The sequence below is a fragment of the Paenarthrobacter sp. AR 02 genome, from assembly GCF_021538675.1.
Classification (GTDB): domain Bacteria; phylum Actinomycetota; class Actinomycetes; order Actinomycetales; family Micrococcaceae; genus Arthrobacter.
In genome coordinates, this window is record NZ_JAJUKH010000007.1 from 90,548 (window position 1) to 111,525 (window position 20,978).

The 20,978-nt window shown below is 61.8% G+C and carries 17 protein-coding genes; 3 read left to right on the forward strand and 14 right to left on the reverse strand.

The window, feature by feature from the left end; genetic code table 11:
- Positions 1 to 97: 97 nt before the first annotated feature.
- The 8 genes from secF to pdxT all read right to left on the reverse strand — a co-directional run bounded on the left by secF (position 98) and on the right by pdxT (position 7,345).
- On the reverse strand, positions 98 to 1,087 hold the full coding sequence (secF, locus tag LRQ04_RS14110; RefSeq protein ID WP_235520773.1) for a protein translocase subunit SecF: 990 nt from the start codon (positions 1,085 to 1,087) through the stop codon (positions 98 to 100).
- On the reverse strand, positions 1,088 to 2,839 hold the full coding sequence (secD, locus tag LRQ04_RS14115) for a protein translocase subunit SecD (RefSeq protein ID WP_235520775.1): 1,752 nt from the start codon (positions 2,837 to 2,839) through the stop codon (positions 1,088 to 1,090).
- A 114-nt stretch (positions 2,840 to 2,953) separates the two neighbouring features.
- Positions 2,954 to 3,337, reverse strand: coding sequence for a preprotein translocase subunit YajC (gene yajC / locus LRQ04_RS14120; protein ID WP_235520777.1), 384 nt, complete (start codon positions 3,335 to 3,337; stop codon positions 2,954 to 2,956).
- Between the two features lie 145 nt (positions 3,338 to 3,482).
- A complete protein-coding gene (gene ruvB, locus LRQ04_RS14125) occupies positions 3,483 to 4,559 on the reverse strand; it encodes a Holliday junction branch migration DNA helicase RuvB (RefSeq protein WP_235520779.1) in 1,077 nt (358 codons plus the stop codon).
- On the reverse strand, positions 4,552 to 5,196 hold the full coding sequence (gene ruvA / locus LRQ04_RS14130; protein WP_235520781.1) for a Holliday junction branch migration protein RuvA: 645 nt from the start codon (positions 5,194 to 5,196) through the stop codon (positions 4,552 to 4,554). The genes ruvB and ruvA overlap by 8 nt, the downstream gene beginning before the upstream one ends.
- A gap of 68 nt (positions 5,197 to 5,264) precedes the next feature.
- Complete coding sequence (gene ruvC, locus LRQ04_RS14135) at positions 5,265 to 5,840, reverse strand: crossover junction endodeoxyribonuclease RuvC (RefSeq protein WP_235520783.1); 576 nt, start codon at positions 5,838 to 5,840, stop codon at positions 5,265 to 5,267.
- 44 nt (positions 5,841 to 5,884) lie between these two features.
- On the reverse strand, positions 5,885 to 6,640 hold the full coding sequence (locus tag LRQ04_RS14140; RefSeq protein WP_167265987.1) for a YebC/PmpR family DNA-binding transcriptional regulator: 756 nt from the start codon (positions 6,638 to 6,640) through the stop codon (positions 5,885 to 5,887).
- 3 nt (positions 6,641 to 6,643) lie between these two features.
- Positions 6,644 to 7,345, reverse strand: a complete 702-nt coding sequence (gene pdxT, locus LRQ04_RS14145; protein ID WP_235520785.1) for a pyridoxal 5'-phosphate synthase glutaminase subunit PdxT — start codon at positions 7,343 to 7,345, stop codon at positions 6,644 to 6,646.
- Between the two features lie 113 nt (positions 7,346 to 7,458).
- Between pdxT and LRQ04_RS14150 the strand changes: the two genes are divergently transcribed.
- Both LRQ04_RS14150 and LRQ04_RS14155 read left to right on the forward strand, forming a co-directional pair.
- Positions 7,459 to 8,787 (forward strand): Mur ligase family protein, encoded by a 1,329-nt coding sequence (locus LRQ04_RS14150; protein ID WP_235520787.1) that lies wholly within the window; start codon positions 7,459 to 7,461, stop codon positions 8,785 to 8,787.
- On the forward strand, positions 8,784 to 9,560 hold the full coding sequence (locus LRQ04_RS14155; RefSeq protein ID WP_235520789.1) for a type 1 glutamine amidotransferase: 777 nt from the start codon (positions 8,784 to 8,786) through the stop codon (positions 9,558 to 9,560). Before LRQ04_RS14150 ends, LRQ04_RS14155 begins: the two co-directional genes overlap by 4 nt.
- A gap of 3 nt (positions 9,561 to 9,563) precedes the next feature.
- Here the strand turns inward: LRQ04_RS14155 and LRQ04_RS14160 are convergent, their stop codons facing one another.
- Positions 9,564 to 10,829, reverse strand: coding sequence for a CapA family protein (locus LRQ04_RS14160; RefSeq protein ID WP_374198951.1), 1,266 nt, complete (start codon positions 10,827 to 10,829; stop codon positions 9,564 to 9,566).
- 73 nt (positions 10,830 to 10,902) lie between these two features.
- Here LRQ04_RS14160 and LRQ04_RS14165 point away from each other — a divergent pair, with 73 nt between their 5' ends.
- Complete coding sequence (locus tag LRQ04_RS14165; protein WP_235520792.1) at positions 10,903 to 12,915, forward strand: M3 family metallopeptidase; 2,013 nt, start codon at positions 10,903 to 10,905, stop codon at positions 12,913 to 12,915.
- Between the two features lie 61 nt (positions 12,916 to 12,976).
- Here the strand turns inward: LRQ04_RS14165 and pdxS are convergent, their stop codons facing one another.
- The 5 genes from pdxS to LRQ04_RS14190 form a co-directional block, all read right to left on the reverse strand.
- On the reverse strand, positions 12,977 to 13,903 hold the full coding sequence (gene pdxS / locus LRQ04_RS14170; RefSeq protein ID WP_257367976.1) for a pyridoxal 5'-phosphate synthase lyase subunit PdxS: 927 nt from the start codon (positions 13,901 to 13,903) through the stop codon (positions 12,977 to 12,979).
- Positions 13,904 to 14,117: 214 nt separating this feature from the next.
- A complete protein-coding gene (gene pgsA / locus LRQ04_RS14175; RefSeq protein WP_235520794.1) occupies positions 14,118 to 14,744 on the reverse strand; it encodes a phosphatidylinositol phosphate synthase in 627 nt (208 codons plus the stop codon).
- Positions 14,734 to 15,327 carry an HIT domain-containing protein gene (locus LRQ04_RS14180; RefSeq protein ID WP_235520796.1) on the reverse strand — a complete coding sequence of 198 codons (594 nt, stop codon included), beginning with the start codon at positions 15,325 to 15,327 and terminating at the stop codon, positions 14,734 to 14,736. Before LRQ04_RS14180 ends, pgsA begins: the two co-directional genes overlap by 11 nt.
- 18 nt (positions 15,328 to 15,345) lie before the next feature.
- The gene (gene thrS / locus LRQ04_RS14185; RefSeq protein ID WP_235520798.1) at positions 15,346 to 17,355 is read right to left on the reverse strand and encodes a threonine--tRNA ligase; all 2,010 of its coding nucleotides are present in this window, start codon (positions 17,353 to 17,355) and stop codon (positions 15,346 to 15,348) included.
- A 119-nt stretch (positions 17,356 to 17,474) separates the two neighbouring features.
- Positions 17,475 to 20,975 carry a DNA polymerase III subunit alpha gene (locus LRQ04_RS14190; protein WP_235520799.1) on the reverse strand — a complete coding sequence of 1,167 codons (3,501 nt, stop codon included), beginning with the start codon at positions 20,973 to 20,975 and terminating at the stop codon, positions 17,475 to 17,477.
- Positions 20,976 to 20,978: the final 3 nt, after the last annotated feature.

A 20,978-nucleotide genomic window follows, 5' to 3' on the forward strand; every position in this document is an offset into this window, starting at 1 on the left:
CGGACAGCACATGACGAGGACGTGGACAAGTCAAAGAGCCGGCCTCCGCAATGCTGCGGAGGCCGGCTCTCGGGTGAAACTGTACTTTGGGGTGGAGCTAGACGGTTGCCTCGGCCCTGCGGTGCGATACCTTTTTGGCTTGCTTGACGAGCTCCGGTTCGCCTTGGCGCAGCCAGGCGTACAGGGGCGCGGCGATGAAGATCGTTGCCGCTGTGCCAATGAGGATGCCCACGAACAGTGCCAAAGAGAGGTCCCGCAACGTACCGGCACCCAACAAGCCGGCCCCGATGAAGAGGATGGCTGCCACGGGCAGGACTGCCACCATCATGGTGTTGATGGAGCGAACCAGGGTTTGGTTGACTGCGAGGTTGACCTCTTCAGCGAAGCTACGACGCGTCGACGTCGTGATATCGGACGTGTTTTCGCGGATCTTGTCGAACACCACCACGGTGTCGTAGAGCGAGTAGCTGAGGACCGTGAGGAAGCCGATGATGGCCGACGGCGTCACTTCGAAATCGCTCAAAGCGTAGACGCCCGCTGTGGTGAACATGGTGACGAGCATGCCCACCAGTGCCGACAGCGACATTTTCCATGTGCGGAAATACAGCGCCATCAGGATCGCGGCCAGCCCAACGAAGACCACCAGGCCGATGAGCGCCTGGCGTGTGACGTCCTGTCCCCAGGTGGGGCCCACGAAGTTGGACGTCACCTCGTTCTCGGTGACCCCGTATGCACTGGTCAACGCGTCCTTGATGCGGTTGGTTTGGTCGTCACTGAGCTGATCCGTCTGGATCCGCATGGTGTTGCCGGCCACGTTCGCGACACGCGGGATGGCCTCGGGCACCACTTCGTGGACTGCCTTCTCGCCGAGCCCGGCGTCGGTGTTGGCCACGTTCGAAACGGTGAACTCGGAGCCACCGCGGAATTCGATGCCGAGGTTGAATCCGCCCTTGACCACAGGGATCAAGATGGACAGAGCCACGGCTACGGCCGCAATGGTGAACCAGATCTTCTTGGAATTGACGAAGTTGTACGAACGCTTGCCCGTGTAGAGCTCATGGCCGAAGGTTGCGAAGCTCGTTGTCATTTACTTCTCCTCCTTGGTCGCCTTGGAGGAGCCGGCGAACTGGCTCTTCTCGGCGAGGCGCCGTTCGGCGATGGTCATGCGGCGTTCTGCTTCGGCTGCTGCACCGGTGTTGCGCGCACGTACCGGCGTCGGCTTTTGATCCGGGGTGCGGAGCCTGCCGGCGCCGCGGTACAGCGGAACAGCGCCCAGACGGTCGGGCGACAGTCCGGAGAAACGGTGTCCTTCGCCGAAGAACCGGGTGCGTGCCAGGACCTGGAGCATGGGGTGCGTGAACATGAACACCACCAGGAGGTCGGCCAGGGCTGTGAGGCCGAGGGTGAAGGCGAAGCCGCGGACGTTGCCCACAGCCACGAAGTAGAGAACCAGGGCAGCGAGGAGGTTGACCGCCTTTGAGGCCAGAACGGTGCGCTTGGCACGCTTCCAACCATTTTCGACGGCGGACACGAGTCCACGGCCGTCGCGGAGCTCATCGCGGATACGTTCGAAGTAAACGATGAAGGAGTCCGCGGTCTGACCGATGGCAACAATCAAACCCGCAACGCCGGCCAGGGAAAGCCGGTAGTTTTCGGTCCAGCCGAGAATGGCAATGGCAAGGTACGTCAAGGCACCGGCCACCACAAGGGATGCAATGGTCACAAAGCCGAGTGCCCGGTATTGGAAGAGCGAATAGACCACAACGAGCAGCAGGCCGATCACACCGGCCAGCAGGCCCAGGCGAAGCTGGTCGCCACCGAGCGTGGCGGAAATTTGCTCCTGTGACTGGATTTCGAAGCTGATGGGCAACGCGCCATACCGGAGCTGGTCGGACAACGCCTTGGCTGATGCCTGGGTGAAGTTGCCCGTGATCTGCGGCTTACCGTCCGTGATGACGGCAAGGGAGCGAGGCGCGGAGATGACCTTGTCGTCGAGGACAATCGCGAACTGCGACTTGGGATCATCCGTACCCTGGGCCTGCGCGGCAGCATAGAACTGGTTAAGGCGTTCGGTGACTGCCTTGAACTTCGCGGTAGCATCCGCGTTGAAGACGATGTTCACGCCCCAGGAGTTGGTGACGGAACCCTGTGCACCCTGGACCTGGGAGTAGGTCGAGTCGCTGATGTCCTGGCCCTTGACCTCTACCGGTCCAAGGATGTACTTGACCGCGGGAGTCTTGTCCGTGGCGGCCTCGCAGGTGACCAGCGGCTTGGCCGGGTCTGAGCGCTCACGCTTCTCCGTGGACGGATTCACGCAGTCCAGTGCTTCAAATTCCTTGACGACATCGGCAGTGACCCAGTTGATGTCGCTTGCGTTGGCCGGTGCCGCGGTGGGCTTGGGCAGCTGGGCATCAGGGGTACGGGATTCGGCTGGAACGGCAGCCGGGTCTCCCGCAGCGATGACCGGGCGGAAGTTCATGTCGGCAGATGCCTGGATGAGGTCGCGGGTTTCCTTGGAGGGTGTTCCCGGAAGGCTCACTACCACGTTGCGCCCGGACTGGGTGCTGATTTCCGCTTCGGCGACACCTGAGCCGTCAACGCGCTGCCTGATGATGGCAACGGCCTGATTCAGCTGTTCCTCGTTGATTTCGCCGGAACCCTCGACCCTGGGAGCCAGGATCATCTGGGTTCCGCCTTCGAGGTCCAAAGCAAGCTTCGGAGCCCAGCTGGCATGGCCAGTCAGCACTCCGCCACCCAGGACAGCGGTCAGTACAACAAATATTGCGCCTAGCCATGTCAGCACCCTGCGGGCTGAGTTTTTGGGGCCGGTCCTTGCCATTATCGATCTTCCTCTTATCGCCGGACAGCCGCCGGCGGACGCTGGTGAGCGTCTGCCGGCGGCTCTCCGCTGCCGTAGAAGTTGTCCAGCGCGGTGTTGCCGCGGCTGACAGTGCTAGTTGTCCTTCTTGTCCTCTTTGTTGAGGCGCGCAATGGTCTCTTCCGGGGTCTCAACCGTGGCAGGAGTTTCATTCCCGGCAACGGTCAGGGAAGATGCGTCGTCCGGAACAACCGGTGTTTCCTCAGCGGCCGGTTCCACTACCTTGGTGACTGCCTGGCGGTGAACCGTGGCTTCGTTGCCCGGGGACAGTTCGATAACGACCTTGTTCTCGGCCTCGTCGATGGAGACGATACGGCCGAAGAGGCCGAAGCTGGTCATGACGTCCACGCCGGGAGCAAACTTGGACTGCATTTCAGCCTGTTGCTGCTGGGTCTTCTTGTTGCGGCGGAACATCATGAAGACAAAGAGTCCAAGCATGACGAACAGCAATATGGTCATTGGATCCACAGGGAAGTTCCGTTCTGTACTTACGTTTTGGTTCACGGCAACGTCCCTGGCTGATCCGCAGAGCGGGCGCATGAATCAAGGACTCGAACGTGCCGAGCGTCATACCAGTCTAAAGGGAAAAGCTGAAGAGAGCGTGTTAACCAGCCGTATCTACGCTTTCGGCGTGGTTTTCGTCCTCACCAAACAGGTCCAGCGCCTCCTGGCCGAATACTCCGGCCGGAACTGCGAAGCCCAAGTGTGTCCACGCTGGAGCCATGGCGATACGTCCCCGCGGCGTCCTCCCGAGCAACCCTTCGCGCACCAGGAACGGTTCCGCCACGGTCTCCACAGTTTCCGGCTCCTCACCCACTGCGATGGCCAACGTGGAGAGGCCCACCGGGCCACCGTTGAACTTGGTAATGAGGGCTTCCAGCACGGATCGGTCGAGGCGGTCCAGCCCACGTTCGTCCACTTCATACATATCAAGGGCCGCAGATGCTGAGCGGGCGTCGATCTGTTCAATGCCGTGCACCAGGGCCCAGTCCCGGACCCGTCGAAGCAGCCGGTTGGCAATACGGGGCGTTCCACGGGAGCGTCCGGCGATTTCGGTGAATCCGGCCGAGTTCACTTTGAGGTCCAACAGCCCGGCGGAGCGGCGAAGCACCAACTCCAGTTCAGCTACGGAGTAGAACTCAAGGTGCCCAGTGAAACCGAACCGGTCACGCAGTGGCCCCGGCAGGAGTCCGGCACGCGTGGTGGCACCCACCAGGGTGAAGGGCGGCAGCTCGAGGGGAATGGCAGTGGCACCCGCGCCTTTGCCCACGACGATGTCCACACGGAAGTCCTCCATGGCCATGTACAGCATCTCTTCAGCCGGCCGGGACATACGGTGGATTTCATCGAGGAAAAGCACCTCCCCTTCCGACAACGACGAAAGGATCGCGGCCAGGTCACCGGCATGCTGGATTGCGGGACCACTGCTGATGCGCAAGGGTGCGTTCATTTCGGCAGCAATGATCATGGCAAGCGTTGTTTTGCCCAGTCCGGGAGGGCCGGACATCAGGACGTGGTCGGCGCTGCGCCCACGCATCTTCGACGCCTCGAGGACAAGTGCCAGCTGTTTCCGGACGCGGTGCTGGCCCACGAAGTCGTGGAGGTTCTTGGGACGGAGGGCGGCCTCAATGACCCGCTCTTCCGGTTCCTCTCCCCCGCTGACGAGTGACTGCTCAGCCACGGCTGCCTACGCGGTTTCCGGCGCGTGCGCCGTCCTGGCCCAGCCAACGGAGGGTGGCACGGAGGATCTGGGCGACATTTCCTGCCTCCACCAGCTCCGGAGAATCGGCCATGGCTTTGTCGATGCTTCCGGTTGCGTCCTTTTCGGACCAACCAAGGCTGGTCATGGCCGCGACCACCTGGGGCTTCCACTCGGCCTTGAGCGGCGCCTGGGGCTGGGCGGATGTACCCGTGCCGTGCGGAACGAGCTTTCCGGCGAGCTCCAAAACAATGCGTCCGGCGACCTTCGGGCCAATTCCGGGCACCTTGGTGAACGTCTTGCCGTCACCGGTGTGCGCAGCCACCCGGATGGCTTCGGGTTCGTGAACCGCAAGGACGGCAAGCGCCAACCTTGGTCCCACGCCACTCACGCTCAACAGGACGTCGAAGACTTCCCGTTCGTCATCATCAGCAAAGCCGAAGAGCGTCAGGGAATCCTCCCTGACGATCATGGAGGTGAAGAGCTTGGCTTCGGTTCCTACCTTGAGGTGGCTCAGGGTCTGCGGCGTCGCAAAGACACTCATGCCTGCGCCGTTGAGGTCAATAACGGCGGTGGACAAACCAACGTGGGCTACGGTTCCACGGAGAAAACTGATCAAGACCCGGCTCCTGAATTAGCGGACTATCCGAACATATCTACGAATACCCTAGCAAGGGCAGGCGACAATCATCGCGCGCGGCGCGCTTTCGCTTCGGCGTCGGCCCATGCCTTCTGCGCAGGTGTCAGTGTTCCCTTGCCGGATCCACCCGCGGATCCCATGCCGCTGCCTGCACGCCAGGCGTGGGTGAGCGCCAGGGCCAGGGCGTCAGCCGCATCTGCCGGCTTGGGCGGCGCATTCAGTCGCAGGATCTTGGTAACGAGCTTGGTAACGGCATCCTTGTTGGCCGTACCGCTCCCCGTTACCGCGGCCTTAACCTCGGACGGCGTGTGGAGCGCCACGGGGATACCGCGGCGTGCCGCGGCGGCGATCACCACCCCGGAAGCCTGGGCCACACCCATCACAGTGCTCACGTTCATCTGCGAGAAGACACGCTCGACGGCGACGACGTCCGGTTTGTGCAGGTCGAGCCACTCATCGATGGCCTGGGCGATGACCAGCAATCGCTTATCCAACGTCAGCTCAGCCGACGTCCCGACCACTCCGACGGCCACCATGGTGGCCCTTCGGTTCTGCTCGATGTCCACAACGCCGATGCCGCAACGGGTAAGGCCCGGATCGACTCCCAATACGCGAAGAGTCAATTCCGGGCCTTCCTAAGAGATATCAAAGCTGAGTGCTGCCGCGCCTAGTCGGCGTCGAGGGCAGCCTGCACTTCCTCGCTGAGGTCCGCGTTGCTGTAGACGTTCTGGACATCGTCCAGGTCTTCCAGCGCGTCCACGAGCTTCATGAACTTGCGGGCGCCATCGACGTCGAGGTCAACCTGCATGGACGGCACGAATTCAGCTTCATCGGTTTCGTAGTCGATGCCTGCTTCCTTCAGGGCGTCGCGGATGGCCTGGAGGTCTGAGGGCTCCGAGTGGATTTCCCAGTTCTCGCCGCTGTCCTTGACTTCCTCGGCGCCGGCTTCAAGGACTGCCATCAGGATGTCGTCCTCGCTGAGGCCGTTCTTCGGCAGGACAACGACGCCCTTGCGGGCAAAGAGGTAGCTCACGGAACCGGGGTCGGCGATGGTGCCGCCGTTGCGGGAGATGGCGAGACGGACCTCGGAGGCTGCGCGGTTCTTGTTGTCGGTCAGGCACTCGATCAGCAGGGCCGAACCCTGGGGGCCCCGGGCTTCGTACATGATTTCGGTGTAGTCGACGACTTCGCCGGTGAGTCCGGCACCACGCTTGATGGCGCGGTCGATGTTGTCGTTGGGCACTGAAGTCTTCTTGGCCTTGGTGACGGCGAGTTCCAGGCCGGGGTTTCCGGCGAGGTCAGGGCCGCCCATGCGGGCAGCGACTTCGATGTTCTTGATCAGTTTTGCGAACGACTTTGCACGCCGGCTGTCAATGATGGCTTTTTTGTGCTTGGTGGTCGCCCATTTGGAGTGGCCTGACATGCTTTACGCTTCTCCTCTGATCATTCGAATAAAGAGTTCATGCACGCGCTTCTCCCCCGTCACTTCCGGGTGGAAGGAGGTGGCCAGCAATTGGCCGGAGCGCACTGCAACAATTCTAGCCACTCCGTGCAAAGTGGCCGTGTGGCTGGCGTGGTCCGGATCGACCTGGGCCAGAACTTCGACGCCGGGGCCGACGCGTTCCACCCATGGGCCGCGGATGAACACTGCGTGGACTGGCTCTACACCGGATTCGCCGGCACTGAAGTCCAGCCCCTTGAAATCGAGGTCTGTCTCGAAGGATTCGCGCTGGCGGCCAAAGGCATTGCGGCGCACCGTGATGTCGAGTCCGCCGAAGGTCTGCTGGGGGGCTCCCGCGAGGTCGGTGGCCGGGTCGGCGATCTCGTCAGCAAGGAGGATCATGCCGGCACAGGAACCGTAGACAGGGAGTCCTTCTGCAATGCGCTTTTGCAACGGATCGCGGAGCTCAAAGATCCGGGACAGTTTGTCGATGGTGGTCGATTCGCCGCCCGGGATGATCAGGCCGTCGATGTCGTCAAGCTCTGCCGGCCGGCGGATACCCACGCCGGTAGCTCCAGCGGCCTCCACGGCATGGATGTGCTCGCGGAAATCGCCCTGGAGAGCCAGTACGCCGATCCGGAGTCCTGAACCCACGCGTGATGAAGCGTCGGAAAGGGGGGTTGTCATTGGACCATCATAGTGCTCCCGGCCCGGCCAGTGGTTGATGCGAACCGTCCTGCACCGGTCGTGCACCGCCGAAGGGCCAGGTTCCATGCCATGACTGGGATATATTACAGAGCATGCTTTCCTTCAGCGTTCCCCTCGGCAAGCTGGTCCGCAGGCTCTCCCGACTTCGGGGCGGCGGCTCGGCTTTTCCCGGCTTGGTGGTCGAGAAAATCGCTCCCGGCTTCATGCAGCGAACGTTGGCTTCCCTGCCGCACGGCGTAGCCGTGGTGAGTGGCACAAACGGGAAAACCACCACTACCAAAATGGTGGTGGAGCTTCTCGAAAGCCAAGGCCTGAAAGTATTCACCAACCGGTCCGGAAGCAACTTCACCCGCGGTGTCGCAGCCTCCCTGCTGGGTGACGTCGACTGGCGTGGCCGACTCGACGCGGATATTGCCGTGCTGGAACTCGACGAAGCCCATGCAGTGCATTTCGTCAACAAGGTCCAGCCACGCTACAGCCTCCTGCTGAACGTCCTGAGGGACCAGCTGGACCGCTTCGGCGAGATCGACAAGACCGCCCGTTTGCTGGAGCACATCGCGTCAAAGACAACCGACACCGTTGTCCTGAACCGCGAAGATCCGCGTGTTGCGCGGATCGCCACCGTCGTCAACAGTCTGGACGCCGTCCACCACCCCGCCATCCGGTACTTCGGCCTGGATGAGTCACTGCGCAGCACGTTCCCCAACGACGACGAAATGCGCACCGGCAGCGGCCCTTCACCGTCCGGAACGTCAGTAGCCGCAGCGCCCGGTGAGGCAGTAGACCTGCCGGCTGCCGACGTCGTGCTCCGCAGGGTCGGCGCGCAGGACGCCGACTTTGAGTTCGACGGCGAGACCGTCAGTACCGCCATGAAGCTCCGCGGGGTCTACAACATTTTCAATGCCGCCGCCGCATTGTCGCTGACCAGGGCGATCCTTGGCACCGGACCTGTTGATACGCCCAAACTGGTCAAGGCCCTGGGTGAGGTTGCTCCCGCATTCGGCCGTGGAGAAAGCCTGACGGTGGACGGGCAGCCGCTCGAGCTGGTCCTGGTGAAGAACCCCAGCGGATTCCGCCTTGGCCTCAAGTCGTTCCCTGCCGGCGGCTATGCCACCATGATCGCCATCAACGACAACTACGCTGACGGCAGGGATATGTCCTGGCTGTGGGACGTGGAGTTCGATTCCCTCCGTGAAAACGGGGTGGAGGTACTCACGGGCGTCCGGGCCTATGACATGGCCTTGCGTCTTCAATACGACGACGTCCGGTTCGGAGTTGTGGAGCCGGACATCACCGCCGCCCTCCGCACGTTCATTGATGGCTCCCGCGGCAAACCCAAGCGGGTCTTCTGCACCTACACCTCCATGCTCGCCATTCGCCGTGAGCTCGCAAAAATCACCATAGTTGAGGTGGTCTCATGACCTCGGAAACACAGCCCAAGCCGGAAACACAGCCCAGCCCGGAAACGCAGCCCAGCAAGGGCACCATCCGCGTCCTTCAGCTCTATCCCAAAGAGATGAACATCTACGGCGACTGGGGCAACGCCCTGGTCCTGCAGCAGCGCATCAAGTGGCACGGATACACGCCTGAACTGCTTGAGTACAACGTTGGCGATGAATTCCCCGAAGACATCGACATTGTGGTGGGCGGCGGCGGTCAGGACAGTGGCCAGCTGGTCATCCAGGACGATCTCCAGGCCCAGGCGCCCCACCTCAGGAGAATGGCCGACGACGGCGCCCCCATGCTGGTAATTTGCGGGCTTTACCAGCTTTTCGGCAAGTTCTTCAAGACCAGCACCGGCCCTGTGATCCCGGGAATCGGCATCCTGGATGTTGAAACCCACGGCACGGACGAACGGCTGATTGGCAACGTCATCATGAAGTCCACCGAGTTCGGGGACATCCTGGGGTACGAGAACCACAGCGGACAGACCACGTTGGGTCCCGGCGTCGAACCTCTTGGAACGGTCACCAAGGGTGCCGGCAACAACAGCAAGGACGGCCACGAAGGCGCCCGCTACAACAATGTGGTGGCAAGTTATTTGCATGGCTCGTTGCTGCCGAAGAACCCGGCGATTGCGGACTTCCTGATCCGGACCGCTGCGGAGCGCAAGTTCGGCTCTTTCGTCCCGGGAGAGCCCGACGACGATTTTGCCCGCCTCGCGCGCGAACACGCCGCCCGGCGGCCGCGCTAGGCCCTATTTCTCCTTAGTGATCAGCAGTTCGTGGGCGCCGGCGGAGGCCGCGCCCATGGACTCGACAACCGTCTTGGTGCGTTGATGTGTCTCGGCGTCCGCCGCGGGAGAGGCACACACCCCCTGGGGTGCATCGCTTGCCACTGAGCACCAGCGGTACGGGTCGCGGACAATGACCGACGGCGCCCATGCGAGATCCGACGCGGTCCAGGTGCCGGCAGCGTTCTGGCTGAACTGTGCCCGGACCAGGAGACCCTCATTGTTGACGACATACCAGGGGGACAACTCGGTGATGCCGTTGCCCAGTCCGTAGACGATCCATGTTCCCTTGTAGTTTTCGATCGGGAGCACTGAGTGGGTGTGGTGCCCGTAGATCATGGTGAACTGGCCACTGTCCACCAGCGCGTGCGCCACTTCCTGTTGCTGTACGTTGGCCTCGCTCGCGTACTCGTCGCCGGCGTGCATGACGCCCAGGACAATGTCGGCCCCGAGCGCTCTGGCGCGAGTCGCTTTAGCGATCATTGCGGCTGGATCAAGCTCGTCCACAAGCCACGGATATTCGGGGATCTGCCCGTTGTGGCCGTAGGTGCCGGCGATGACGGCCACCTTGGCAGCATCGGTCTGAAGCATCAGAATCTCTTTGGACGCCGCTTCCGTCCGGTAGGAACCGGTGTGCTTCAGCCCTGCAGCATCCAGTGCGTCCAGGGTGCGGAGCAGTCCTTCGGTCCCACGGTCAATAGTGTGGTTGCTCGCGGTGGTGCACGCCTGGTAGCCGACGTCCTTGGAAGCGGTAGTGATCTGCGGTGGAACGTTGAAGGACGGGTATGCGGAGAAGGGACCGTCGGGTGTGCCGACAGGGGTTTCCTGGTGGCAGATGGCGAGGTCGCTTTTGCTGATGTAACGCCGCTGCCCTTCAAGGAGTGGCACGAAGGTATACCCAGGCAATCCCGCGGCTACGGCGTCTGCCTTGGCCTGCTGCCAGAGCTGGGTGTGGACCAGCATGTCTCCCGTCACCGTAATGGAGGTGCACCGGAGTTCCGGACAGGCGGGCCCCTTTCCGGGAGTTGGGTTGGGAGCCGGTGTTGGAGTGGGCGATAAAGACTTCGTGGCTGGGGCCGTGGCTGCGTTACTGCCGTCCGGCTGGTTATTTTCGGCGATGACCCCACAGGCGCCCAACGACAGTGCAAGGGCAGCAACGACAGCCAGCTTCAGCCCCGACGCGCGTGTGGCGTATGCCCACGACTTTGTGAACTTCCCCATATTTGCCATCCTACGGGCGCAGTAGGCTGGATCAGGGCGCGCCGCTATTGAGGACACGATTCTTACGTGAAAGAGTCACTTCATGACCAATCCTCTCCTGAGTCCCAGTCCCTTGCAATATGGACTCCCGCCGTTCGGCGGAGTCACATCCGGCCACTATGCCGAGGCCGTCGAGGCAGGTCTCGCGGAGCACCTGCAAGAGATCAAACTCATCGTGGAGAACCCGGAGGCTGCGTCGTTCGAGAACACTGCCCTGGCGATGGAACGTTCCGGGAGGCTCCTGCACAGGGCTGCATCAGCGTTCTATACGTTGGTCTCAGCGGATGCCACGGACGACATCAAGGCACTGGAAATCGAACTATCACCCAAGTTCTCCGCCCACCAGGATGCGGTGTATATGAACCGCGGACTCTACGAGCGTTTCGCGGCAATCGACGTGACCGGCCTCGATCCTGAGTCGTCGCGACTCGTGGAGGAATACCTCAAGGAGTTCCGGCAGTCGGGCATCCAACTCGATGATGACGGTCAGCGCAGGCTGCGCGACGTCAACGCCGAGCTCTCCAGGTTGGGAACCGGGTTTGGCCAACGCGTAAAAGACGCCATGAAGGCCTCGGCCCTGATCCTCGATGACGAGGCGGACCTGGCCGGGCTCCCACCCGAAGACATCGCCGGCGCCGCAGAGGCCGCCAAAGCCGCTGGCCACGACGGTAAGTACCTCATCACCCTCATTCAACCCAGCAACCAGCCGACCCTCGCCTCATTGGAAAACCGGAGCATCCGCCGTCGTCTCTATGAAGCGTCCCTCGCCCGCGGCACCGACGGCGGGCCGCTGGATGTGCGCGAACTCGTGACAGCTACTGTGCAACTGCGCGCAGAAAAGGCATCGCTCCTGGGGTTCGCCAACTACGCCGAACTGGTGGTGGATCAACAAACCGCACCGGACTTTGCCGCAGTCCAGGCAATGCTTGGCCGCTTGGCGCCCGCTGCCGTGCGGAACGCTCAGGCGGAAGCCGACGCCTTGGCACAGTCTGCGGGCCACCCCCTGGAAGCCTGGGACTGGGCTTTCTACTCGTCCCGCGTACGCAAGGACAAGTTCCAGGTGGACGAACAGGCGCTCCGGCCATATTTCACTTTGGACGCCGTATTGCGCGACGGGGTGTTCCACGCGGCCACACAATTGTACGGATTGAGCTTCCACGAGCGGGACGACCTGGAAGGCTACCATCCAGACGTCCAGGTGTGGGAGGTACGCGACGAAGACGGCAGCGGCCTTGGCCTCTTCCTTGGCGACTATTACACCCGGGAGTCCAAGCGTGGGGGCGCATGGATGAACTCCCTCATGGACCAGTCCACGCTGCTTGGGACACAGTCCGTGGTGATCAACAACCTCAACATCACCAAGCCGGCTCCGGGAGAACCGACCCTGCTAACCCTTGATGAGGCGCGGACTGTCTTCCACGAATTTGGCCATGCACTCCACGGCCTTCTCTCGGACGTCACGTACCCACGTTTTTCAGGAACCTCCGTGCCACGCGACTTCGTGGAATATCCGTCGCAGGTCAACGAAATGTGGATCATGTGGCCTGAGGTCCTGGCCAACTATGCCCGCCATCATGAAACTGGTGAGCCACTCCCCCAGGACATCGTCGATAAACTCAACGACTCCCTGCTATGGGGTGAAGGTTTTGCAACCACGGAATACCTCGGCGCGGCGCTGTTGGACCTTGCCTGGCATGTGCTCTCCGCTGCGGATGTACCCGATGATGTGCTGGCCTTCGAGGCTAAGGCCCTGGCCGAGGCCGGCGTCGCCCACCCACTGATTCCACCACGCTACCGGACCGGGTATTTCCAGCACATCTTTGCCGGCGCAGGGTACGCGGCCGGATACTACTCCTACATTTGGAGCGAGGTTCTGGATGCCGACACCGTGGAATGGTTCAAGGAAAACGGGGGCCTCAACCGCGCGAACGGCGATCACTTCCGGGCAGAATTGCTGTCCCGGGGAAACAGCCGCGACCCCTTGGAGTCGTTCAGGGCATTCCGGGGCCGTGATGCCGAACTGGAACCGCTGCTCACGCGCCGGGGACTGAGCTGACAACGACGCCGGGTGGCCACCTCTGTGAGGCGACCACCCGGCGTCGTACTGCTTTTGCTATTTACCAGCCGCGCTCGGCGAGGCGGTGGGGCTGCGGGATTTCGTCGACGTTGATGCCGACCATCGCTTCGCCCAGGCCACGGGAGACCTTGGCAATGACATCGGGGTCATCGTAGAACGTGGTGGCCTTGACCACGGCGGCTGCGCGCTCTGCCGGGTTACCGGACTTGAAGATACCGGAACCCACGAACACACCGTCGGCGCCGAGCTGCATCATCATCGCAGCATCAGCCGGGGTCGCGATGCCACCAGCGGTGAACAGCACCACCGGAAGCTTGCCCGTGGCAGCGATTTCCTTGACTAGTTCGTACGGGGCCTGCAGTTCCTTGGCCGCAACGTAGAGCTCGTCCTCGGGGAGGGCGGCGAGCTTGGCGATCTCGGCACGGATCTTGCGCATGTGACCGGTCGCGTTGGACACATCGCCGGTACCGGCCTCGCCCTTGGAACGGATCATCGCAGCGCCCTCGTTGATGCGGCGCAGCGCCTCACCGAGATTGGTCGCACCACAGACGAAGGGGACGGTGAAGTTCCACTTGTCGATGTGGTTGATGTAGTCGGCCGGGGTCAGGACCTCGGACTCGTCGATGTAGTCAACACCGAGGGACTGCAGGACCTGCGCCTCGACGAAGTGGCCGATGCGGGCCTTGGCCATCACCGGGATGGACACGGCGGCGATGATCTGATCGATCATGTCCGGATCGGACATGCGGGACACGCCACCCTGGGCGCGGATATCAGCCGGGACACGCTCGAGAGCCATCACGGCAACGGCGCCGGCGTCCTCGGCAATACGGGCCTGCTCGACGTTAACGACGTCCATGATGACGCCGCCCTTGAGCATCTCAGCCATGCCCCGCTTAACGCGGCTGCTGCCCGTGACGCTGTTCGCGGACGAACCGGCTTCGTTGCTTACATCTGGTGTAGACACAAAAACCCCTATGGGTAGATAAACGACCTTCTTGCCGGAGCCACGCGCAGCCAGACGACCGCTATCAGTGCACACCGGGTTTCAGGTCAAGGTGACCAAGTACTAGTAATAGTAGTCGCACGTTGCAGGGCCGCAGTACATTCATTACTGCCTTTGGGGGCAACCAACAGTGCTGTGGTAGGACGCCTGCACAAATGCGCAAGCGACACTCTGGTCAGATGCCAGTTCCCTCGACCTCGGCCATGGCCTGCCGATGGACGGCGGCCATTCTTTGGACGATCGTGACCACACTGGCAATGGCAAGCAGGACCAAGGTGGCGAACAGCACGACAGGTGGAAGGCCCAGTCCCGGGAGTCCGGCAATCAGCAGGACGGAGGCCAAACGTTCGGCGCGCTCAGCGATCCCAACACTGGCTTGGTATCCAAGGGATTCGGCTTTGGCCCGCGCGTAGGAGACCACCATTCCCAGGACAAGGCATACGACGGCGGCCGCTCCGATGGCGGGGTCGTGGCCTCCGGTGAAAAACCAGATGGTAAGGCCCGCAAAAATGGCACCGTCAGCCAACCGGTCCAAGGTGGAATCCAGGAAGTTGCCCCACCCACCGCTCCGTCCTTGCAACCTGGCCATGATGCCATCCACCACGTCCGAGAAGGCGAAGAAAGCAACCACCACTGAGCCCCACCACAAGTGGCCAAGCGGGTAGAGGACCAGTCCGCCGAGGATCACGCCCGCTGTCCCCGCAATGGTGACGGCGTCAGGGGACACACCTATCCTGAGGAGCCAGCGGGCCAGTGGGGTAAAGAGTGAAGTAAAAAAGCCGCGCGCATGCCTATTGAGCATTCGACTCCCCCGGCCAGGCTTCAGCCACAAGCTTGCGGACCTCATCGAGTGTCTGCGTGATGGCCTTGGTCTGGGCGATGATGGGGAAGAAGTTACCGTCCCCACCCCAGCGCGGAACGACGTGCTGGTGCAGGTGCGCGGCGATGCCGGCGCCACCCGTTACTCCCTGGTTCATGCCCAGGTTGAAGCCACTGGGGTTGGAGACTTTCCGCAGGACGCGCATTGCGGTTTGGGTCAGCTCAGCGAACTCGGCCGTCTCCTCCACTGTGATGTCCGTGTAGTCGGGCACGTGGCGGTAGGGGCAGATCAACAGATGCCCCGGGTTGTACGGGAACAAGTTGAGGACCACGTAGCAGGTCTTTCCCCGGTGGACGATGAGGGATTCCTCATCAGAACGGGTGGGTCCTACACAGAATGGGCAATCGTCCTTGTTCTTGAACTGATCCTGCCCGCCTTTGATGTAGGCCATCCGGTGCGGAGTCCACAGGCGCTGGAATGCGTCCGGGACGCCCGCGAGTCCGAAGTCATCTGTTACTTCGGCGTCGCCTGGAATGCCGTCTGCTGCGCCTGTGTTCTCCTGCACCGTCTGTGTCCCGTCCCGTCAGCTCTCGCGGTTCTTGACAGCGTCCACGATCCGGCGGACCGCCTCAGCCACGGGCACGCCATTATCCTGGCTGCCGTCCCGGAAGCGGAACGATACAGCACCGGCTTCGGCGTCCTCTCCCCCGGCGATGAGGACGAACGGGATCTTGTCCTTGCTGGCAGTTCGGATCTTCTTCGGGAAGCGGTCAGAGGAGATATCCACTTCGGCCCGGATACCTGCAGCCTTGAGCTGGTCCACGACGTCGAACATGTAGTCGTTGAATGTCTCGGCTACCGGAATGCCCACTACCTGGACGGGAGCGAGCCACGCGGGGAAGGCACCGGCATAGTGTTCGGTGAGGACGCCCATGAAGCGTTCAACAGAACCGAACAGGGCGCGGTGGATCATGACCGGCCGCTGGCGCGTGCCGTCGGCGGCCTGGTACTCCAGTTCGAAGCGTTCGGGCAGGTTGAAGTCCAGCTGGATGGTGGACATCTGCCAGGTCCGGCCCAGTGCATCTTTGGCCTGCACCGAGATCTTGGGACCGTAGAAGGCTGCTCCACCCGGGTCCGGGACCAGTTCCAGGCCCGAGGCTGCGGCGACCTCGGAAAGGGTGCGCGTGGCCTCTTCCCAGGCTGCGTCGTCGCCGACGAACTTTTCCTCGTTCTTGGTGGAGAGCTCCAGGTAGAAGTCGTCCAGACCATAATCCTTGAGGAGGCCCAGGACAAAGTTCAGGGTAGTGGTGAGTTCGTCCTTCATCTGCTCGCGCGTGCAGTAGATGTGGGCGTCATCCTGTGTCATGCCGCGAACGCGCGTCAGGCCATGGACGACGCCGGACTTCTCGTACCGGTACACAGATCCGAATTCGAACAAACGCAGCGGCAGTTCACGGTAGGAACGGCCACGCGAGCGGAAGATCAGGTTGTGCATGGGGCAGTTCATCGGCTTCAGGTAGTAATCCTGCGCCGGCTTGCGGACGGTACCGTCTTCATTGAATTCGGCGTCCACCTGCATGGCAGGGAACATTCCGTCCTTGTACCAATCCAGGTGGCCGGAAACCTCGTAAAGGTGCCCCTTGGTGATGTGCGGCGTGTAAACGAACTCGTAGCCGGCATCCACATGGCGCTTGCGCGAGTAGTCTTCCATCTCCTTGCGGATGATGCCGCCCTTGGGGTGGAAAACGGGGAGGCCGGAACCAAGCTCATCCGGGAAGGAGAACAGGTCCAGCTCGACGCCGAGCTTGCGGTGGTCGCGGCGTTCGGCTTCGGCAATGCGTTCCTGATAGGCCTTGAGGGCCTCCTTGGTAGGCCATGCCGTGCCATAGATGCGCTGCAGTTGCTGGTTGTTCTGGTTACCGAGCCAGTAGGCGGCGGAGGAACGGGTCAACGCAAAGGCGTTGGAAATGATTTTGGTGTTGGGCAGGTGGGGTCCGCGGCACAAATCGCACCAGACGCTCTCGCCGCTCTTCCTGTCCACGTTGTCGTAGATGGTGATATCGCCGGCGCCGACTTCAACGTTGACACCTTCAACAGCGTCGGTTGAGTCGTTCTTCTTCCCCAGCAGTTCGAGCTTGTAGGGCTCGTTTGCCATGGCTTCGCGGGCTTCTTCTTCGGTGACCACCCGGCGAACGAACTTCTGGTTCTGGTTGATGATCTTCTGCATCATCTTTTCCAGCTGACGCAGGTCTTCCGGCGTGAAGGGCTCGGCTACGTCAAAGTCGAAGTAGAAGCCGTCAGTGATGTACGGGCCGATGCCAAGCTTGGCGTCGGGGCGCAACTGCTGAACAGCCTGTGCCATGACGTGCGCGGTGGAGTGGCGCAGAACATTGAGGCCATCGGGGGATTCGATGGTGACGCCTTCGATTTCAGCGTTGGCGGGAAGCACCTGGTCGAGGTCTTTCAGCTCGCCGTTGACACGGGCTACAACGACATCGCGGCGCTCGAAGAAGAGTTCCGCGCCGGTAGTCCCTTCCGTCACCTTGGTCTCTTCGCCATCGACGATGAGGGTGATCTGTTGGGCATCTGACACGGGTGTCTCCTATTCATGGTTGAGGCTTCATAGCTTGTGGCGTACGGGGACCACAGCCAGCCATCGTCAATCGTATCGGTTTCGATGAAGGCGGCCAAAGCAGCACGCCGTCACCGGATTCAGCTGCCTAGGCCCGTGATGGCAAGGTTCCGGGAGATCCCGTGAAGAGGTCCGTGGCGCGTGTATTCATCAGGCAGCCCACCTCCGGATGGAAGGAGTTCAGCGTAGGGCAGGGTCTCGGGCTTGCTAAGGTCCCATGCTTTGCTGGCGCTCAGGCTGATTCCCCTGGGTCCGGTCCTCCTGGTAGTTCCCCGGATCAGCAACATCCGGGTGCCGAACAGCAGTGGACCCGACTCTTCCTGTGCTTCGTGGAAGAAAACAGAATCCACGCAACCCGTGCCGTCGTCGATGCTGATGAACACCACACGCCGCCCTCCACGCATGGGAGGGGTTTGGGTGGCGACCCGCACTCCAGCCACCAGGACCTCAGTGCCGTTCCGAAGCCCCAGAAGTTTGTCAGCGGTAGTGACTCCCAGCTTGTCCAGCAACGGCCTATGGCTCTCCATCAGGTGCTCGCTGACGTCCATCGCCATCAGGTCAAGCTCCGCCCTGACATTTTCCACCCGGGTGGGGGCCGGCAGTTCCGGAGGCAGGTTCCTCAGCTCAACATCCCCCAGCGCAAACGACAGTTGCCCCTCAATGACCTCGGCTGCCTTCCGGGCTGGAGTTGTTTGGAGGGCTTGCAGATGCTGTACGAGGTCTGCGCGGTTTGCCTTTCCGCCGGAATCCCTGTGGAGGGCATCAAAGGCCCCCAGCTGCGCGAGCCTTTTGATGTTCGGCTTGCTCACCCTCGCCCGGGCCCTGAGGTCGGCGAGGGAATCGTACGGTTGGCCTGCCACGATCCTCTTCAGCTCCGCCCCGGACAACCCATAGATTCCGGTCAGGCTCAGACGGATGCCGAGCTTGCCGGCGTCAGGGCCCTCCAGGATTTTTTCGACCCGGTATTCAGCATGGCTTCGGTTGATGTCCAACGGGAGGATGGGTATGCCGAGCCGGCGGGCTTCTGCGACCAGGAGGCGTTTGGGATACATCCCGGGATCGTGTTCCCACAGCCCTGCGAGGAAGGCTTCGGGATGATGGGTCTTGAGCCAGGCCGATTGGTAGGTGGGCACGGCAAACGCTGCCCCATGGGCCTTACAGAAGCCGAAGCTGCCAAAGGCCTTGAGGGTCCCCCAGACCTTGTCCACGACCTCTGGTGGATAGTTCTTGATGGCTTCCTTGCGAAAGAATTTTTCGACGCCGGGTTCGTGGACTTCGTCGCCCAGCGCACGACGGAACTCGTCAGCCCTGTCCAGTCCGCATTTGGTCATGACATCGAATGTTTTAAGGATTTGTTCGTGGAAGACGGTGACACCATGCGTTTCCTCCAGCACTGGCTTGAGGTCCGGATGAGGATAGACCTCAGGGGCAAAGCCGTGCCTGTGTTCCAGGAAGGGCCGGACCATGTCAGATTTCATGGGCCCGGGCCTGAAGAGGGAGATATCTATGATGAGGTCGTTGAATTCACGGGGCGCCATCTTGCCAATGAGCTCGCGCTGACCCGGGGATTCAATTTGGAAGCACCCCAGGGTGTGCGTGCTCCTGATCAGCTCATACGTGGCCTGGTCGTCGAAGGGCACAGCGTTGAGGTCGATCCTGCCATCCGGCGCAATATAGTCAGGACCTGAACCACCCGGCCCGATGGGATGCCGACCGGCTTTCACCACCTCATCCTTGCCCGGATGCAACCGGATAACCTCCCGGACAGCAAAAGCCATGGCACTTTGCATCCGCACGCCAAGGACATCCAGTTTCAGCATGCCCATGGGATCCATGTCGTGCTTGTCGAACTGGCTCATCGGCAGGCCCAAGCCGCTGGGTTGCACAGGAGTGCGGTCCAGGAGCGTGGCGTCACCCAGGATCACTCCACAGGGGTGCATGGAGATGTGGCGGGGCAAGCGGTCCAGTCTTTCAGTCAGGTCCACCAGGAGATCGAGCTGTTGGTTTTCTTCCAAAGCACCCCGTTCCACCCGCCCGGCAAATTCGCGAAGTTCGGGCTTCTCCACCAGCGCCTCACGGAATTTCCGGGCAGAGAACCTCCACAGCTGCTTGGCGATCCCGCTGATCTCACCTTCGTCCATGCCCAATGCCATGCCCGCATCCCGGACTGCGCCCCTTGCCCGGTAACCGTTTTGCATGCTCATAAGGGTGACGCGTTCAGCCCCGAACCGGTCAAAGATTTTTCGATAGACGTTATGCCGTTCAGCACTTTCAACATCAATGTCGATATCCGGCAGGGTTGATCGGCGCCCGGACAGGAAACGCTCGAAGATGAGGTCGTGGCGGATCGGGTCAACCTGGCTGATGTCGATCAAATAATTGACCAGGCTGGAGGCACCGGATCCTCGGGCCGCGACCCGGACCCCCATTTCCAGGATCATCCGTGAGACCTCAGCCACGGTGAGGAAGTAGGAGCCGAACCCAAGGTTTCCAATAATTCCGAGCTCGTGGTCCAACCGCGAGCGCAGCCGTTCTTCAGCCGAGCCACTGATGCCGGGGAATCGTCGGCTGATTCCTGCGTTGCATCGTTCGGACAGTTCGACCATTGGATCTTTTTCGATACCGATGATGGAGGCTTCAGGGACAACAGGCGTTTTCCATCCCATATCGAGGACGGGGTTGATCCGGCATTTGTCGGCGAGGGCTTCCGTGTTGGAAAGGAGTTTGTGAAGGTCTGCTTTGCCGAGACCTGCGGCGCCCATGATTTCCTTGCCCAGTTGGAGCATCTGGTGGGCGTTCTTGAGCCATCCTTGGCCCGTCGGCTGGAGCATTGGGGCGGTTGAGAGTTCGGGGAGGGATTTGAGGGTGCGGGCTGAGTCGAGGACGTCGGCGGTGGCGGCGCCGTCCTGTGCGCAGTAGCGGACGGCGTTGCTGAGAATCGCAGGGACGTTGTATTCCAGCGCCAGTTTGAGCATCCTTACCGCGTGGGCGGTGCTGAGGGGTTCTCCGGGGGCGCTGAGGTGGGTCACTGTTTCGGCAACGATGGTGCCTGGTGGCATGGCGTTGATCCACTCGTTGAAGAGTGTCCGGGGCCGGAGGTATTTGCGTCCTCCCATGGATTGCCCCACATCGGAGTCCGGTCCAATCAGGACCGTGAGGACAGGTTTCAATGTTTGGGGGTCGAGGGTTCGTGAGGCGAGTTCACTTCGGGTGACTGCGACCGGGATGGTTCCACCGGCTTTTCCTGAGGTCCGTGCATGGGCATCGGAGATAAGGCGGCAGAGTGCCCTGTATCCGGCCCCGTTGTTATTGCCATGGGCAAGGACGACGACGCGGCCCGAGATCCGGGTGCGGTGGTCGCCGTCGTCGTCGAAGACTGCAAGGTCGACCCCCACAATGGGGTCGATGCCCGCGTCCATGCAGGCTTTGATGTGTTTTACGGTTCCGTACAGCCCGTCCCTGTCGGTACAGGCGAGCGCGGTTGCTGAGTCTGCTGCTGCGGCTTGGGCAAGTTCATCGGGCCAGGAGACACCGTAGTGGGCGCTGAAGGCTGTTGCGACGTGCAGGTGGGTGAAGCTCAAGGG